Origin of the sequence: Streptomyces ardesiacus, from assembly GCF_003112575.1 — a bacterium.
Classification (GTDB): domain Bacteria; phylum Actinomycetota; class Actinomycetes; order Streptomycetales; family Streptomycetaceae; genus Streptomyces; species Streptomyces ardesiacus.
Map to the genome: position 1 here is coordinate 571580 of NZ_BEWC01000005.1, position 15722 is coordinate 587301.

13 protein-coding genes and 2 pseudogenes are annotated in these 15722 nt (G+C 67.7%); 11 read left to right on the forward strand and 4 right to left on the reverse strand.

The window, feature by feature from the left end:
- Positions 1 to 151 precede the first annotated feature (151 nt).
- From Sdi02f_RS36490 to Sdi02f_RS35670, 5 genes are all read left to right on the forward strand, one after another.
- Positions 152 to 376 (forward strand): hypothetical protein, encoded by a 225-nt coding sequence (locus Sdi02f_RS36490; RefSeq protein ID WP_087790310.1) that lies wholly within the window; start codon positions 152 to 154, stop codon positions 374 to 376.
- A gap of 8 nt (positions 377 to 384) precedes the next feature.
- Positions 385 to 1116: a GntR family transcriptional regulator gene (locus tag Sdi02f_RS19205; protein WP_108933778.1), complete on the forward strand. Its 732-nt coding sequence runs from the start codon at positions 385 to 387 to the stop codon at positions 1114 to 1116.
- Complete coding sequence (locus tag Sdi02f_RS19210) at positions 1113 to 1412, forward strand: hypothetical protein (protein ID WP_108933720.1); 300 nt, start codon at positions 1113 to 1115, stop codon at positions 1410 to 1412. Before Sdi02f_RS19205 ends, Sdi02f_RS19210 begins: the two co-directional genes overlap by 4 nt.
- 818 nt (positions 1413 to 2230) lie before the next feature.
- Positions 2231 to 3559 carry an AAA family ATPase gene (locus Sdi02f_RS19215; protein WP_159107661.1) on the forward strand — a complete coding sequence of 443 codons (1329 nt, stop codon included), beginning with the start codon at positions 2231 to 2233 and terminating at the stop codon, positions 3557 to 3559.
- 175 nt (positions 3560 to 3734) lie between these two features.
- Positions 3735 to 4436, forward strand: coding sequence for a hypothetical protein (locus Sdi02f_RS35670; RefSeq protein ID WP_159107662.1), 702 nt, complete (start codon positions 3735 to 3737; stop codon positions 4434 to 4436).
- Between the two features lie 515 nt (positions 4437 to 4951).
- On the opposite strand, the pseudogene Sdi02f_RS19220 reads toward Sdi02f_RS35670, so the two are convergent.
- Positions 4952 to 5391: pseudogene (locus Sdi02f_RS19220) on the reverse strand (NUDIX hydrolase).
- Here Sdi02f_RS19220 and Sdi02f_RS19225 point away from each other — a divergent pair.
- Positions 5380 to 6123, forward strand: a pseudogene (locus Sdi02f_RS19225) (tyrosine-type recombinase/integrase); the annotation flags it as partial. The pseudogenes Sdi02f_RS19220 and Sdi02f_RS19225 sit on opposite strands and share 12 nt — an antisense overlap.
- A gap of 264 nt (positions 6124 to 6387) precedes the next feature.
- Here the strand turns inward: Sdi02f_RS19225 and Sdi02f_RS19230 are convergent.
- Positions 6388 to 7716 carry an outer membrane protein assembly factor BamB family protein gene (locus Sdi02f_RS19230; RefSeq protein WP_167458203.1) on the reverse strand — a complete coding sequence of 443 codons (1329 nt, stop codon included), beginning with the start codon at positions 7714 to 7716 and terminating at the stop codon, positions 6388 to 6390.
- Positions 7717 to 8496: 780 nt separating this feature from the next.
- On the opposite strand from Sdi02f_RS19230, the gene Sdi02f_RS19240 reads away from it, so the two are divergent.
- Complete coding sequence (locus Sdi02f_RS19240) at positions 8497 to 9006, forward strand: hypothetical protein (protein ID WP_108933723.1); 510 nt, start codon at positions 8497 to 8499, stop codon at positions 9004 to 9006.
- A 130-nt stretch (positions 9007 to 9136) separates the two neighbouring features.
- Here Sdi02f_RS19240 and Sdi02f_RS19245 read toward each other — a convergent pair whose 3' ends face one another.
- Positions 9137 to 10015, reverse strand: coding sequence for a bifunctional DNA primase/polymerase (locus tag Sdi02f_RS19245; RefSeq protein ID WP_031185101.1), 879 nt, complete (start codon positions 10013 to 10015; stop codon positions 9137 to 9139).
- A gap of 362 nt (positions 10016 to 10377) precedes the next feature.
- Between Sdi02f_RS19245 and Sdi02f_RS19250 the strand changes: the two genes are divergently transcribed.
- The 3 genes from Sdi02f_RS19250 (at position 10378) to Sdi02f_RS19265 (ending at position 13552) form a co-directional block, all read left to right on the forward strand.
- Complete coding sequence (locus Sdi02f_RS19250; protein ID WP_030403159.1) at positions 10378 to 10704, forward strand: hypothetical protein; 327 nt, start codon at positions 10378 to 10380, stop codon at positions 10702 to 10704.
- A gap of 407 nt (positions 10705 to 11111) precedes the next feature.
- Positions 11112 to 11750: a SigE family RNA polymerase sigma factor gene (locus Sdi02f_RS19260; RefSeq protein WP_030403160.1), complete on the forward strand. Its 639-nt coding sequence runs from the start codon at positions 11112 to 11114 to the stop codon at positions 11748 to 11750.
- A gap of 125 nt (positions 11751 to 11875) precedes the next feature.
- Positions 11876 to 13552, forward strand: coding sequence for a long-chain fatty acid--CoA ligase (locus Sdi02f_RS19265; RefSeq protein ID WP_030403161.1), 1677 nt, complete (start codon positions 11876 to 11878; stop codon positions 13550 to 13552).
- A 142-nt stretch (positions 13553 to 13694) separates the two neighbouring features.
- On the opposite strand, the gene Sdi02f_RS19270 is transcribed toward Sdi02f_RS19265, so the two are convergent.
- Complete coding sequence (locus Sdi02f_RS19270; RefSeq protein ID WP_108933724.1) at positions 13695 to 15008, reverse strand: MFS transporter; 1314 nt, start codon at positions 15006 to 15008, stop codon at positions 13695 to 13697.
- A gap of 134 nt (positions 15009 to 15142) precedes the next feature.
- Between Sdi02f_RS19270 and Sdi02f_RS19275 the strand changes: the two genes are divergently transcribed.
- The gene (locus Sdi02f_RS19275; RefSeq protein WP_031084750.1) at positions 15143 to 15721 is read left to right on the forward strand and encodes a TetR/AcrR family transcriptional regulator; all 579 of its coding nucleotides are present in this window, start codon (positions 15143 to 15145) and stop codon (positions 15719 to 15721) included.
- Position 15722 lies beyond the last annotated feature (1 nt).

The window sequence follows — 15722 nt, forward strand, 5'->3', positions numbered from 1 at the left end:
ACCGGTCGACCGCATGCCGGGTCGGCACTCACGCAGCCTGCGCGGAAGCATCGCCATCTCCTACGCCGGTCGACCTGCCGGTGATCTACGAGACGTGCGCCTGCCCGTGCCACCCCGCGCCGGACCACTCCACGCGACCGGCGGTGAAGCGGTGAGGAACTGGGCCCCTGGGGGTGCGTTGGTATCCAACGTCGAGGTCACGGCGGCCACCGTTCTGCGGGGCGACATCATCCAAGTCGGTGGGCGGGCATGCCGGGTGAGCGACCTCTTCCAGCTGCCCCAGGGCGCGAAGCAACTCCTGTTCGAGTCGGGAGAGCTGCTGACCATAAACGGGCGGACCCGGCTCGTTGCCGTGCGGATGACGAGAAGGCGGTGACGCAGTCCATGACGTCTCGCCGCCTCGTCGTCGCCGACGACCTGAGACGCCAGATCACGACCGGCCGCCTCGGGCCTGGTGATCGCCTCCCGTCTGAGTCCGCCCTAGCGGACCGGTACAAGGTCAGCACGGCGACACTGCGAAGTGCTCTCGCCCTTCTCCAGGGAGAAGGCCTCGTCGAGAAGATCCACGGCAAGGGCAACTTCGTACGCCGCCCTCTGCGCAAGATCACGTACGTCGGTGGGTGGGGCACGATGGATCCTCGGACTGCCGCAGACGTGGACCTGCGCGCGACAGTCCGCACCACGGCACTGCCCGCCCGGGGGCACCTGACAGCGCTGCTGAAGGTGGACGACGGAAGCCCACTGACCGAATTCCTCCGACTCAGCTACGAGGGAGAGTCTCCACACAGCCTGGCCCGTGTCTACGTACCGCGAGACCTGACACCGACCACGGCGCTCAGCAACCGGTCCTCAAGTGTGTGGGCGGAAGGCAGTTTCTCTGCGCCGGACCCGCCACCGGCCGAGGTGCACGAGACGGTGTCCGCCCGTCTCCCAACGCCGGATGAGGCGTCGACCCTGCGGATCAACACAGCCTTGGCCGTCCTCGCGATCACCCGCGTTGCAGCAGACAACACCGGGCGAGTCATTGAGGCGGCACTACTGGTGTTCCCTGGGGATCGTGTCGACGCCGTCTTCAGCACCCACCACGTGATCGAAGAAAGGCAGGCGCACAGATGACGCCGCAGAATGAACTACGACTCCTCCCGTGGTCGGGCCCGGACGGCAAGCCCTGCTACCTGAGCACCGATGACAGCGGCGGTTACATGTCCCGCTTGGCGGACAACATCGAATCGGTACAGCTTGGGATGGCAACCGATCTTCTGGAGCGGGCCCCGGGAGTCCTCGGCGACCAGCACGCCGGCCGCGATGACCTGCGGCTCATGCTGACCGAAGTGACCCGAGCCCTACGAGACGTGGTCCGCGTGGCAATCAGCCGCGGTCATCTCCTGGCGGTGAGCGAACTCCAGCCCTAAAGGGCACGGTCAAGGCGGCGTCCCTGGGGTGGCCCTCCTGTCAGCGCTCAGAAGCCCGTCTACTGATCACCGGCTCCGCTGACCAGCGGGACTGAAGGAGCCCACGGCATCTGAACAGTTCAGATGCCGTGGGCTTCTGTCGTTGCCGGTCAGTGTCGGGGTGACCGTGGACGGCCGGGACGGCCCAGGATCCGCCCTCGGCTTCCATCAGCTAAAAGGACGCGACCTCTTCGTCCCGAAGCAACTTCGGGACGGGTGCTTTCTTGGGAGGATGTGCCCTTGACCTGCGTTGATGGTCCGCAGACGTCCGAGCTCGTCCGCCGTTGTTCGTCGGCATTGTCACGCAGTAGACACTCACCCGGTGCGCGGGATCAGCGCATGTCAACTCAGTTCTCCGGGCTTAGGCATGGCCGTACCAGTGTCGCAGATCCATTTGTGTGACCTGGGCGCTCAGCCATGTGCGGTGGTCGTCATTGGTCGTCGCAGGCCCTCCGCAGACGGCCCAGAGACGGCCCAAGCCAACGGAGTCTGTGGCGACGTCACCGCAGGTGGAGGGCTCCGCCCTCCCTGGGCAAGACATGGTGAGAGCCGCAGGAGGGCCCGTGGCGTTCAGGGGCAAACCCAGCTGTACGGGGTCCCTTCACCGAGCCCTAGCGATCGGACCGGACGCGCGCCTGATGGCCGACCAGTCAATGAGGACAGGATCTTAAGTGAAACCACGTCACGCATGTGGACGTGTGGGATAGCATCCATGCAACTGACACGGGCTGGGATGGGGAACCGCAGTGCGTTCGATTTCTGGAGTCAAGATCACTGGCTTGTTCGGCTACGTTGACCATGACGTCGAATTCACCAAGGGATCTCCCATCACCATCATTTCGGGGCCCAACGGTATCGGCAAGACCCATTTCTTGAGGCTTCTTCATGCACTCATCTCCCTCGACCTCGAAACTCTCGCATCTGTAGAATTCAAAGAGATCGAGGTTCGCTTCTCTGATAAGTTTGCACTAAAAATTTCGCCGCACTTTGAAAGCGGTGAACTGGCAGGGTTTCACCTTTACGTCAAGCGGCCGCTGGCGCGGAAGTTTCAGGCAATCATACTTCCGTATTCCGGCCGCATGGAGGGATCTGAGGGCCCAGATTGGGCCGTTAAACTGCCTGACGGCAGCTGGTTTGACACACGCCTAGACCGCCTAATGTCTCGCGAGACAGCACGGCGATGGGGACTCCGGATTAATACATCCCCCCTCTCCTTCGTTCAAAATAATGCGTCGATGATTGAGGTCTATCAGGATGCAAGATCAATCCTCGTAGACACCCAACGCCTTGATGCCGTCCCAATCTATGCAGGCAAAGGACATCGTCCGGCAACCAGCGGTCCGGGCGCTACCGTACGACGAATTCGACTGTATATCGACCAAGTCGCTGCCCATCTAGAGGAAGCGCGTCGCCGTTCCCTAAATGAGTCTCTAGACGCCGATCAATCGTTCGCCGCTCGTGTCTTGCAGAAAGCCCGGACGACAATTAATGAGAAGGATCTGAAGGATAGGTACCAGAGGATCGCAGACCAGCATGCCGAGTTGCATGCAAGTGGGCTGAGCGTCCGCCCCGTCGATGTCCGCTTCCCTGAGGAGAAGACCACACCTACTGAGCGGCGAATCCTCAACGTCTTCTTGGACGACTGGGAGCGCAAACTTCAACCTCTCCTCCCGATCCACGAAAAACTGAAATCTCTGCGCCGAATTGTTGAAACCAAGTTCATCGGCAAAGAGATGTTCCTGAGCCCGAAAGGCCAGATCAGGTTCCGCTCTAAGATCAATGGTCGGCCCGTCGCAGTTCATGCGCTCTCCTCGGGTGAGCAGCACCTCCTCGCTGTTTTCAGTATGTTGCTCTTCTCTGCACGCGGCGGGTCCCTCGTTCTGATCGACGAGCCCGAAATTTCGATGCACGCGGCATGGAAGCACTCATTCTTGGATGACATTAGCGAAGTCGCCAGATTGTCGGAACTGCAAATTGTTCTCGCCACTCATTCGAGTGCAATTATCAATGGCAATTGGGATATCGTTCGGGAGATTGAAGCTCCTAGAATCCCAGATACGGATCTAGCCGAGATGGATACAGACGAGGACCTGGATAGCGAGGTTTAGCGTGGCAGCTTCTCCGTCGCTCAGGGACTTCGATCGACTAGCAGATAGAATCCGTCTACACCGGCAGCGCGACCAGCGCCCATTGCTGATCGTAGAAGGGCCGAGCGATACTCGAATCCTCCAAAGGGCGTTCCAAGACTGTGATATAGCCTATTTCCCGGCTACCACCCGCAGCTTGGCCCTAGAAGCGGCTGAAAAGCTAGAGGAGTGGGCCCAGGGCAAATTTGCATGTGTCGTGGATCGCGACTTTGATGATGAGGTCGCAATGGCTGAACAGAGACTACGCTCGATACACCCATATGAAAACGCCGACATGGAGGCGATGCTCGCCGTATCCAAGGCGGGAGTTGATCTCCTCCTCGAAATCGGCAGTTGCGACAAGATGGACAAGCTTGGTGGGGTGCAGAAGGTTACCCTTCAGCTCATGGCCATCTTGGAGCCGATAACACGTTTGCGTCGAGCTAACGCCGAGAATAGGTGGGGTTTGGCGTTCGACAAGGTCGACCTGTCTAGCAAAATCGACAGGAAGACGATGACGCTGAAGATCCGCCCTTATTGCAACGCCCTGCATGAGAAGTCGAGTGATAGTCCTGATGTGCCGACACTGCAGGAACTCGTAGACCACGCCCTGGGCGTGCGTCCCTTGACATGCGAGCCAGTATGCCCGAGGGGATCAAAACCCTACTTTCGAGGGCGAGACTTCCTACTGATCCTCGGAGTTGCCCTGTGCGGCTACTGCGGAACCAAACGCGCTCAAAGCGTCACGCAAGAGAATTTGGAAAGCGCTCTTCGCCTGGCTGGCGCGCATGAGATCCGAATCAGCCAATGGGGAAGGGAGTTGCTTCAGCTGATAGGCGCGACCTCACCTGGCACCTAGACCCACGCAAGATCACTAAGCCAGACCCGGACATTCTGTCCGGTCTCTTTGTGGTGTGCCCAGCATGGGTATTTCATATTGAGGACTGCATTAGGCTTGCATCCGCTCCTCGACCCACCGCCCTCCTCAGCTCCCATCCCGTCTGCCGTCGACCCACACACCGTGGAGCGGGCGCGGCTCCTGGCGTCCAGGTGGAGCGCGCCACTGTACGAACGACCTGGACGCCAGGAGCCGTGTCTGCTCGGCTCTGCCTGGGTCGACGGCAGACGGGATGGGAGCTCCCCGCGCCCGCCACACTCGGCCTGGCACTCGCCAGCGGCGCCCCCGCCATCTCGGAGCCTGAGCGCCCCCGCCGGAGGCACTTCTTTGACTCGCGGGTGACTTCCACGCTTCTGCCCGTTGCACATAGCGCGCCGCCGGGCGCGGCCAGCCGGGGCGAAGACAGGAGGCGGGCCGCGCCGTTGAGGCGGCGCGCGCCCGCGCCGTGCGCGGGCCTTGATGAAGTAGGGAAAGTCTTATCCCGCTGGGATGAGGTGCTTGCCGTCGTGGCTTCGTACGTGGGGGCCGTTGCCGTCCAGGGCGTCCATGAGTCTGATCGCGTAGACCTCGGACATGCGGTCGTTGACCTCGTCGGGTGTGAGCCAGGGAGACGGCTGTGGACTCGCTTGAGGTGCGTTCGGTGCCGCCGGAGGGCTTGCAGCGGAAGACCAGGGCGACGATGCCTCGGGTGGTGTTCTTGTAGACGCCGGTGAGTTCGTCGACCTCGACGTGGATGCCTGTCTCTTCCCAGACTTCGCGGGCTACGCCGGCTTCTGGGGTTTCGTTGAGTTCGAGTACGCCGCCGGGGAGTTCCCAGGTGCCGTTGTCGGCTCGGCGGATGGCCAGGAGGCGGCCGTCTTCGCGCCACGACGACTCCGGCTACGGATACGGAGTGCAGGGGCGGCGGCGTTGGCAGGCGTACCGCGTGCTGTCGCAGATCATGCGCTCTGCCGTCGACAACGACATGATCCCGCAGACGCCGTGCAGGGGCGTAAGGCTGCCTCGGATGCCGCAGACCGAGCCGCACATCCTCACATCACTGGAAGCGTCGCGGATCGTCAAGGGCGCGACCAAGCCGCATGACCTGCTGATCGCGCTCCTCGCGTACGCGGGGCTTCGGGTGGGCGAGGCGTTCGCCCTGCGGCGCGTGGACGTCGACGTGTCCGGCGGCTTCGTCCTGGTCGACGAGAACCTGGCCGAGGCGAACGGCGCGCTGGTCTTCGACACTCCCAAGTCGCATCAGAAGCGCCTCCTCCGAGTGGGCGCGTCCCTTGCCAAGCGGCTCGGCCGGCACTTGGAGACTTTGCCCGGAGGGGATGACGCGCTCCTCTTCACGACCCCTGGCGGCAAGCCCCTGCGCTACAACCAGTGGCGCAAGGCGTACTTCGATCCTTCTGTCTCGGCTGCTGGCCTGACCGATGTCACTCCGCATGATCTGCGTGCCTCTCACGGCACTTGGATCGCCGATCGGTACGGCGTGATGACCGCTGCCCATCGACTCGGCCATTCGAACGCGAGCATCACGACCCGGCACTATGCCCGGCCGGTCGCCGGTCGTGATGACCAGGTCGCCGAAGCGGCGGACTCCTGGCTCAGCGGCAGCGAAGACAATGACGACGGCTCCGCTGCGGTGCCTGCTCAGACGTGATCTAGAGTCCGTCTTCAAACGGATCTCGCCCAGAGCAGGAATGCCGCCAGACTGACCGCTGCTTCGTAGGAGGTGGCGGTCTTGTCGTATCTGGTCGCGGTACCGCGGAGCCTTTGGCCGGTGGAAACAGCGCTCGGCCACGTTGCGTCGGCGATAGACCTGCCAGTGGCCGGCCGCCGTCCATTATCGGTCTATGACGAGTCGATCAGCACCCACCCCTTCACCACCCACCCGACCAGGGGTGATCTTCCTGTTGTGCGGTACTCAGCCCTCGGTGGGGTAGGCGAGGAGCTCACCGTCCACCAGGACCAGGCCCTGGTACTCGTTTACCAATACCGGAGCTACGTCGAGTCCGGCTGGCCTGTCCTTGCCGGTCCGGGCGTCAAGGGCCACCGCGGTGTTCGACGAGGCCCGAGCGTAGATCCTGCCGTGCCAGCATGCTGTGACCTTGGGGGCGAAACGGCCGTCAGCCTGGCCGTCCTCCAGCCGCCAGAGTTCCTTGCCGCTGGTGGAGTCCAGGGCGACGAGAAGGCTCTGAGACGTGCAGACAAGAGTCTTGGCCTGGTCGAACGGGCAGCTCAAACTGTCCAGGCCCTTGGGCACGTCCGCCTGTACCTTGCCGGTGCCAGGCTTCAGGAGCCGGTCGAAGCGCGTGCCCTCGTCGCCGGCGTAGCCCCGCACCCGGACGAGGGACGGGCCAGCAGATTCGACGGTGGTGTCACCGATGTACTTCTCTGTCCGCCACTTCTCCTTGCCGGTGGCCGGATCGAGACCGGCCAGCTGGTCGGGGCCGAGTCCGTCAAGAATGTCGACGCCTACCGCGGCCTCCGCGGTGACGGCCCGCGTCCGAATGTTCTGTGCTGTCCACCGCACCTGGTGGGTGGCGATGTCGATACCGGCCGTCATCGCGTTATAGCCGGTGTGCACGGTCACGATCACATTGCCTCCCGCGAAGCCGACCACGTGAGCCTCAGGCGTGGAGCTGTCCCTCTGTGCCCATGCTCGCGGGATTTTGATCGGTGTGCTCCAGGCGGCCTTTCCTGTTTCTGGCATGGTGGCGACGACCTCAAGCTCCATCGAGGGAGCCTGTGTTCCGGCGCCAGGCTGTCTGGTGACGAACGGCGTCACTACCAGGGAGCCGTCGGCCGACACGAGCGGCGCGGTCGCATCATCGTCCTCGCCCAGGGCTTCCGCGCGCGGGCGCGCCACCGCCACCACCTTTCCGGTGGTCAAGTCCACGGTCTGCATCCGGCCGGCGGAAGCCACATACGCCGACGTACGGTGCAAGGCCACCGCGAGGTCACGCACATCGCCCAGCAGATTGGTCCGGCCCGCCGTCGCCTCCGGCGGCAGGGCCACCGCTCCCCGAGCCGTGAACGACTCTGGCGGATCATGCGGAACGCGCTCCGGCTTCCCCTTTTCAGCGGGCCCCTTCGAGGAGGAAGCCGACGGCACCCCGTCTGCCGGACCTCTGTCCGCCGGTGAGTTGCAGGCCGAAAGGCCAATGGCGAGAAGTGCAACGAAACAAAACCGCCGCGCGCGCATGAACTCCCTTTCCACCCGCAGCGAGGCAACGCTGCCGCTGATGATCAAACCGCAGCATGTCACGACCCGCTCACGGTCAGTTGAGGTGCTCGGACACTGGCCGAAAGTCGACGAACTAGCCGCGCGCCCCGATAGCCGTGGCTGGGGTGTTCGCTATCGGAGAGGTACGCCGAGCACGACAAGAGATGCGATCAGGTGCTGGGGCACGTAGCGGGCACGCCGCCGAGGACGACGGCCGGATCTGGCAGCGCACAAGCCTCTGAGCTGCGAAAGAGATCACAACCTGCCCGACGAGCGAAAGGTTTTGAAAACCGTCGTGGCGCAAGTCACCGTGGGTTCAAATCCCACACCCACCGCGGTGTTTGACGGCCCCTGACCAGGCTTTACGGTCGGGGGCCGTCGTGGAGCAGTCGCTGATACGACTTGGGAAGCAACTGCCGATCCGCAGGACGTGTTGGAGGTCCGTGCCGGATCGGGCGCGTGAGCAGCCCGATGGTCGTCGTTCCGTGTGGACGTGAAGGCCGTTGGCAGGCAGGGCGACCGGGAGAGCACGACCGACGCCAAAGTGCCGACCCATGCGGAATCGCTGCCCGGTTCGGTATCAACGAGGCCGATCTGTGTGTCCGGTCAGAAGACCGTGCTCGTCACGCACATCCGGCGGACGTACTGCAGCGACCAGCGGACGCCGACGACGGCTCTGCGGGTGCCCCTTCGGCTTGACTGCCGTGCGACTCGATTGGACGGCCCCTGACCATGCACCTGGCCGGGGGCCGCCTTCTTGCCCGAATCCTTGGACGTTCCGGCCCGGCCCGCGGTAGAACCCAGTGTGTGACCGTCTTCTACTGCGTCAAGTGCGGGATCGCCCTCACCGGGGACCTGGTGGCGCTCCCGGCCGTTCCGCGAGTGGATGACCCGGACGATGGCAGGGACGCGAAGACCGGTCGGGCTCGCTCCACCGTCCCCAACGGGCATTACGCCATCGACCCCGAGCCGTGGGGCGCCCCGTTCGTCGTCATCGATGAGCCCCGTCGCCTCGTCCGCAGCGGTGGGCGCGAGCTGCTGCGGGTTGCCAGTACGGGCGTCACGGTGTCTGCCGGGCGGCGTGACAGCTTCGTCGTACACCCGGACGAGGTCTTGCCGCGCCTCGAACCTTTCGCGCTGGGGAACAACTGGCTCGGGTGCTGCGGGCCCACTGGTGCGCATGGCCCCAATCTGGCGTGTTGCTGTGGTTCCCGCCTGGCCACCTGGGCGGCCGACTGCCTGGGCCCGAACGAACTCCACCTCGACCCGGTCCGTGTCTACGCCTGGCATGGGAAGGGACCGGCAGACGGCCAGTGACCAACTGGCACATGAGGCACGGCCTTGTCCGAAGGGCAGTGCCACGTGATGCTGTCGGCGGCGGACGCGGCCGGTCTGGGGAGCGACGGTGCTCACGGGTGGCTGCAGCTGTTCAGGGCGGCCGGTTCCGTCAGGGGCGCCGGGTCGTCATGCGGGCCGCCGAGGCGATCGTCGCGCGGGCCTCGCGTTCGGGCAGGCCGGTGGTGCGCGCGGCTTCCAGCAGCGGGGTCAGCAGGGCCGGGCCGATGCCGTTCTCGTAGGCGCGGCAGGCCGCCCAGAAGAGGCGGGTGTTGCGCTGGCCCTCGTGCGCGGCGAGGACGAACTGGACCAGGCCCCGGCCGCCCGCCACCGGCTCACCGCCCCCGGCACGCCGCACGGGGGGCGGGAGCAGCAGGCGGAGGAGGGCCCGCGGGCAGGGCGCGGGAGCCAGGTGGGCCGTGCCGGGGAGGGGCGTGTAGGTGCCGTGGCGGGTGCGGGAGCCGGGGCCGACCAGGTAGCCGCCGGCGCCCCGGACGTCGATGCCGGGGGCGAGGCGGCCGGCCGAGTTGGGGACGACGGTGTCGGGCGGACCGGTGAGCCAGAGGTGGCGGCCTCCGCCGGGGGTGAGGACGACGACCGTGGGCGGGATCGTGAACAGGTGGCGCAGGGCCAGTTCGCGCAGTGCGGTCGAGGAGGCGGGCTCCGGCTCGCCGGGCCTCGCGTCCAGGTCGACGCCGATCAGGTGGTGCGGCGGCAGACCGCAGGCGATGCCGTACCCCGTGGCCCAGGGTGCGGCGGCGAACAGGGCGCGGATGCGGGCCGGGTCGGTCGAGGCGTCGTGGACACCGTGGCCGAAGCGGCCGCACTCGCCGCGGCAGGGGACGGGCCCGGGGGCCGGGGCGCCGCGGTGCGGGGAGCGCAGCGCGGGGAGCTTGGTGCGGGCCAGCGGGATGACGGCCAGCCCGCGTTCCGCGGCTGACAGGGCGTGGGCGAGGGCCAGCGTCGTGGCCCGCCGGTCGGTGGTCGCCATGGGTCTATGGTCGTACGTATGTTCGATGAAGGGAAGAGGTGGAGGTGTGACACGCCGGGGAGGGGCGGACGGGGAGAAATAGTGACGGAACGCTTCACCTCTTGTGGGGCTTGGGGTGGGGCTGTCCTCTGTGTGCCCGGATGGTACGGAAGGGAAGCAAAGGGGTTTATCGACTTGTCCTCACGCTTGAGAGCGAATCGGTGCTTCCGGGGTGGTTCACCGGGATCCGTTGGGCAATTCTGATCACGCGACGTCGTGCACAGCGTCGAGGCGGTCGGCCAACTGCCTTGGCACCAGTCCCGGTTCACGTACTTCACGCGTTGTCGGCTGAAGCCGGTGCGCACTTGTTCTGGAGGAACAACATGGCAAGCATCCGTACCGCCCGTGTCGTCGCCGCCGTCGCCGCCCTCCCGCTCGCCGTCGCGCTCTTCGGCGGGGTCGCGACGGCGGACAACGGCGCCTTCGCGGACGACGGATCGAGTGCGACCGCCGCCAGCGCCAACGCCGGCATCCTCGGCAGCGGCGTCGGCGACGACAACAACGGCAACTCGTCCACCACGCAGCAGCAGGCGGTCGGCTCGGGGGCATCGAACCAGAGCAACACCGCGCAGGTCGACGGTTCCGCGTTCACGGCGATCAATCAGGGCAACGAGAACGTGGCCGTCAGCTTCTCCCCGCTGTGGTGGTGAGCTGAGGGGCCGGCGCGGGTGCGCTGCCGCGCCGGCCCCTCGGTTCCTTGTGCGGGTGTGCTTCATGGGGTCGCAGTGCGTCCGGGCGGCGGTGCTTCGGTACCGTCGCCCGGACGTTTTCGTTTCTTCGGCGGGAGCCCCCGCAGCTTTCCCCAGGGTGTCCCCGCATGTCCCCGTGTGTCCCCGCCGTGTCTCCGGCGGGAGTCCCCCGCCGTTCCCGCGGCGGGCGTTCCCGTCGTTCCCGGGCGGGACCGGCCCGGGGCCCTCAGGGTCAACCCGCAGTACGCCGCCTCACCCACTCCACCTACAGGAGGTGGGGCCACCACCACCCCTACAACCTGAGGGGGACTCTGCTTCGGGACCTGCGGCCGATCCGCCGGAGGGCCCCGCGCTCATAGCGTTGAGCCATGACCGCACCTGTCTGCACCAGCGCTTCGAACGCCGCCACCGCCACGGCGCCGGCCATGGCGATGGCCACGGCGTCGACCCCGGTCCCGGCCTCCGCCGCAGCCCTGGCCACGGCCGTCACGAGGGCGCAGACCTTCCCGTACCCGTCGTTCTCGTCGTACGTCGAGGCCCGCCAGCCGGTGCTGCTGCGCACCGCCCGCTCGCTCACCGCGAACCCGAGCGACGCGGAGGACCTGCTGCAGACCGCGCTCACCAAGACGTACGTGGCCTGGGAGCGCATCGAGGACCATCGCGCCCTGGACGGTTACGTGCGCCGGGCGCTGGTGAACACCCGGACCTCGCAGTGGCGCAAGCGGAAGGTCGACGAGTTCGCCTGCGACGAGCTGCCCGAGCCGGAGCCCCTGTCCGGCGCCGACGACCCGGCGGAGCGGCAGGCCCTGCACGACGCGATGTGGCGGGCGATCATGAAGCTGCCCGCGCGGCAGCGGGCGATGGTCGTCCTCAGGTACTACGAGGACCTCAGCGAGGCCCGGACGGCCGAAGTGCTGGGGGTTTCCGTGGGCACCGTGAAGTCGGCGGTCTCCCGGGCCCTCGGCAAGCTCCGCGAGGACCCTGAGCTGGGGTTTGTCCGGTCCTGAGCCGGTCTGTGAGCCCTGGGTGGGATCGCGTGTCCGTCCCCGCCCGGTGATCGATCGTCCGGGACTAGTGACATACCGCGCGGTATGTGCGCAGAATCAGCGCAACCCTTACCGCCGCGTAGGCAATGTCGCCCCGGGAGGACACCGTGCTGAGCACGATGCAGGACGTACCGCTGCTGATATCGAGGATCCTGACCCACGGGTCGGCCATCCACGGCAGCTCGCAGGTGACCACCTGGACCGGTGAGGACGAGCCGCACCGCCGCTCCTTCGCCGAGATCGGCGCCCGCGCCGCCCAACTGGCGCACGCCCTGCGTGAGGACCTGGGCGTCGGCGACGACGAGCGCGTGGCGACCCTCATGTGGAACAACGCCGAGCACGTCGAGGCCTACTTCGCGATCCCCTCCATGGGCGCGGTCCTGCACACCCTCAATCTCCGCCTACCGGCCGAGCAGCTCGCCTGGATCATCAACCACGCCGCCGACCGGACCGTGATCGCCAACGGTTCGCTGCTGCCGCTGCTCGCCCCGCTGCTGCCGCACCTGAAGACCGTCGAGCACGTCGTCGTCACCGGGCCGGGCGACCGCTCGCCGCTGGACGGGGCCGCCGTCCAGGTGCACGAGTACGAGGAACTGATCGCCGGGAAGCCCACCGCCTACGACTGGCCCGAGCTGGACGAGCGGGCCGCGGCGGCCATGTGCTACACCTCCGGCACCACCGGCGACCCCAAGGGCGTGGTCTACAGCCACCGCTCCATCTACCTGCACTCCATGCAGGTCAACATGGCCCAGTCGATGGGGCTGACCGACGAGGACACCTCACTGGTCGTGGTCCCGCAGTTCCACGTCAACGCGTGGGGGCTGCCGCACGCCACCTTCATGACCGGCGTCAACATGCTGATGCCGGACCGCTTCCTGCAGCCCGCGCCCCTCGCCGCGATGATCGAGGGCGAGCGGCCCACCCACGCCGCCGCCGTCCCCACCATCTGGCAGGGTCTGCTCGCCGAGCTGACGGCCAGGCCGCGCGACGTCTCCTCGCTCACCCAGGTCACCATCGGCGGCTCCGCCTGTCCGCCCTCCCTCATGGAGGCGTTCGACGCGCTCGGGATGCGGGTCTACCACGCCTGGGGCATGACGGAGACCTCGCCGCTCGGCACGGTCGCCCGGCCGCCGGCCCACGCGATCGGCACGGAGCAGGAGTTCGCCTACCGCCTCACCCAGGGCCGCTTCCCGGCCGGTGTCGAGGCCCGCCTCACCGGTCCCGGCGGCGAGCGCCTGCCCTGGGACGGCGAGTCCGCCGGTGAGCTGGAGGTGCGCGGCAACTGGATCGCCGGCGCCTACTACAACGGCCCCGGTGCCGAGCCGCTGCGTCCCGAGGACAAGTTCAGCGAGGACGGCTGGCTGAAGACGGGCGACGTCGGCACGATCTCCCCGGACGGCTTCCTCACCCTCACCGACCGGGCCAAGGACGTCATCAAGTCCGGCGGGGAGTGGATCTCCTCCGTCGAGCTGGAGAACGCGCTGATGGCCCACCCGGACGTCGCCGAGGCCGCGGTGGTCGCCGTCCCCGACGACAAGTGGGGCGAGCGCCCGCTGGCCACCGTCGTCCTCAAGGAGGGCGCCGACGTCGACTTCGCCGCCCTGCGCACCTTCCTCGCCGAGGACGGCAAGATCGCCAAGTGGCAGCTGCCGGAACGCTGGACGGTCATCGAGACGGTGCCGAAGACGAGCGTCGGCAAGTTCGACAAGAAGGTGCTGCGCCGGCAGTACGCCGACGGCGGTCTCGACGTGACCCGGCTCTGACCCGGTGCCCGCCCGGTGGTGCCGGGCGGCGGACCCCACGGCTCCCCGCCCGGCACTGCCTCCGTCCTCGCCGCATCAGGCGTTCGGCGTTCTCGCCGCATCAGGCGTTCGGCGTTCTCGCCGCGTCAGGCGTACGGCGTCCTCACCGCGCCGGGCGTACGGCCGTGGCCGTCCACCCCAGCGCCAGCCACGCCCCCGCCACCGCGCACACGCCGCCCCAGCCCCAGTGGCCGAACGCGGGCCCCGCGAGGGCCGAGGCGAGCGCGCCGCCCGCGAAGCCGGCGACGACGTAGGCCGTGTTGGCGGTGGCCGGGGCCGAGGTGGTGGTCAGGGCGAGGGTCTGGTTGGCGACGTGCGAGGCGACCAGGGCGGCGTGCACCAGGACGGCGGCCGCGCACAGGGCCGCCATGGCCTGCCCGCCGAGCCAGAACAGCGGCACCGACAGGGCGGCCAGCGCGTACGCGGACCGTACGACCTTGGCGGCGCCGAACCGGTCGACCAGGCCCCCGGCGAGCGGGGCGACCACACTCGCCGCCAGCCCGAACAGACCGAACAGGCCGGCCGCGGCCGTGGTCATGCCGTAGCCCTCGTCCTCCGTGAGGAGCAGCGCGAGCGAGGTCCACAGCGCGCTCCAGGCGCCGTACATGCCCGCCTGGCGCACGCACGCCCGCCACAGGTCGGGCGAGCGGCGCACCAGGCCCGGTATCGCGACGAGCCCCGCGAACAGCGGGCCCCTCCGCAGGCGCCGCTCCACGGGCAGGATGTACGCGGTCGCGAGTCCCAGTACGGCGGTCAGCACGGCGGCGCCCACGAACACCGCGCGCCAGCCGAAGGCCTGCCCGGCGAGACCGCCGAGCACCCGGGCGGCGACGATGCCGGTGAACAGTCCTCCGATGACGGCGGCGACGTGCCGGGCCCGGCGGTCGGCCGGGGCGCGCTCGGCGACCAGCGGGACGAGCAGTTGCGGGACGACGGTCGCGGCCGAGGCGACCAGGACGGCGCCCGCGAGCGCGCCGGTGCCGGCCGACGCGGCGGCGGCGAGCAGCGCCCCCGTGGCGACCAGCGAGAGGACGGCCACCAGGCGGCGGCGGTTCACGCTGTCTCCGAGCGGGGCGAAGAAGAGCAGGCCGGCCGCGTATCCGAGCTGCGCGACCGAGGCGAGCCAGGCGACCGCCGACGGCGTGGAGCCCATGTCGCGGGCGATGAGGGGGAGCAGCGGCGCCGCGAGGTAGATGTTGGCGGCCGTGACGGCGGTGCACAGGGCGATCAGGGGGAGGAAGAGCCGGGCGGCGGCCCCGGACGGACCGGCGGCCCCGGACGGACCGGCGGCCCCGGACGGACCGGCCTCGGACGGACCGGTCCCGGACGAACCGGCGGTCCCGGACGTGTCCCCGGGCTCGGTCCGCCGGAGACCGGTCTGCGGCGATGCGGCGGAGGCGGAGGGCGATGACGGCATGGGCGAGCGACTCCTTCGAGCGCACACTTGCAACTAACTGGTTGGTTGGAATTAACCCCGGGAGTCTGGCCCGCATTCCCGCACCCTGTCAACCAAATAGTTGGTTACCGTCCCGCCCCCGCTACCCTGGCCCCATGGCAGCAAGGGACCCCGAGGCCACCAAGGCCCGGATCTTCGAGGCGGCGGTGGCGGAGTTCGCCCGCCACGGCATCGCCGGCGCGCGCATCGACCGCATCGCGGCCGAGGCCAAGGCCAACAAGCAGCTCATCTACGCCTACTACGGCAACAAGGGCGAGCTGTTCGCGTCCGTGCTCGAGAAGAAGATGCTCGACCTCGCGATCTCCGTCCCCGTCGACCCGGACGACATCGAGGGCTGGATCGACCGCCTGCTGGACTACCACGCCGCCCACCCCGAGCTGCTGCGTCTGCTCTTCTGGGAGGGCATGGAGTACGGCACGGCCGAGCTGCCCCACGAGGCCGAACGCCAGGCGCACTACGCCCGCAAGGTCGCCGCGTTGCGGGACGGCCAGGAGCGCGGCGTGATCACCGGCGCCATCGCGGCGCCCGACCTGCTGTTCCTGCTGGTCGCGATGGCCAACTGGGCCGTGGTCGTGCCCCAGATGAAGCGCATCCTCGTCGGCGGTGAGGACGGCGACGGCGACCGCCTGCGCGCCTCCATCAAGGAGGCGGCCCGCCGGATCGTCGAACGGTAGG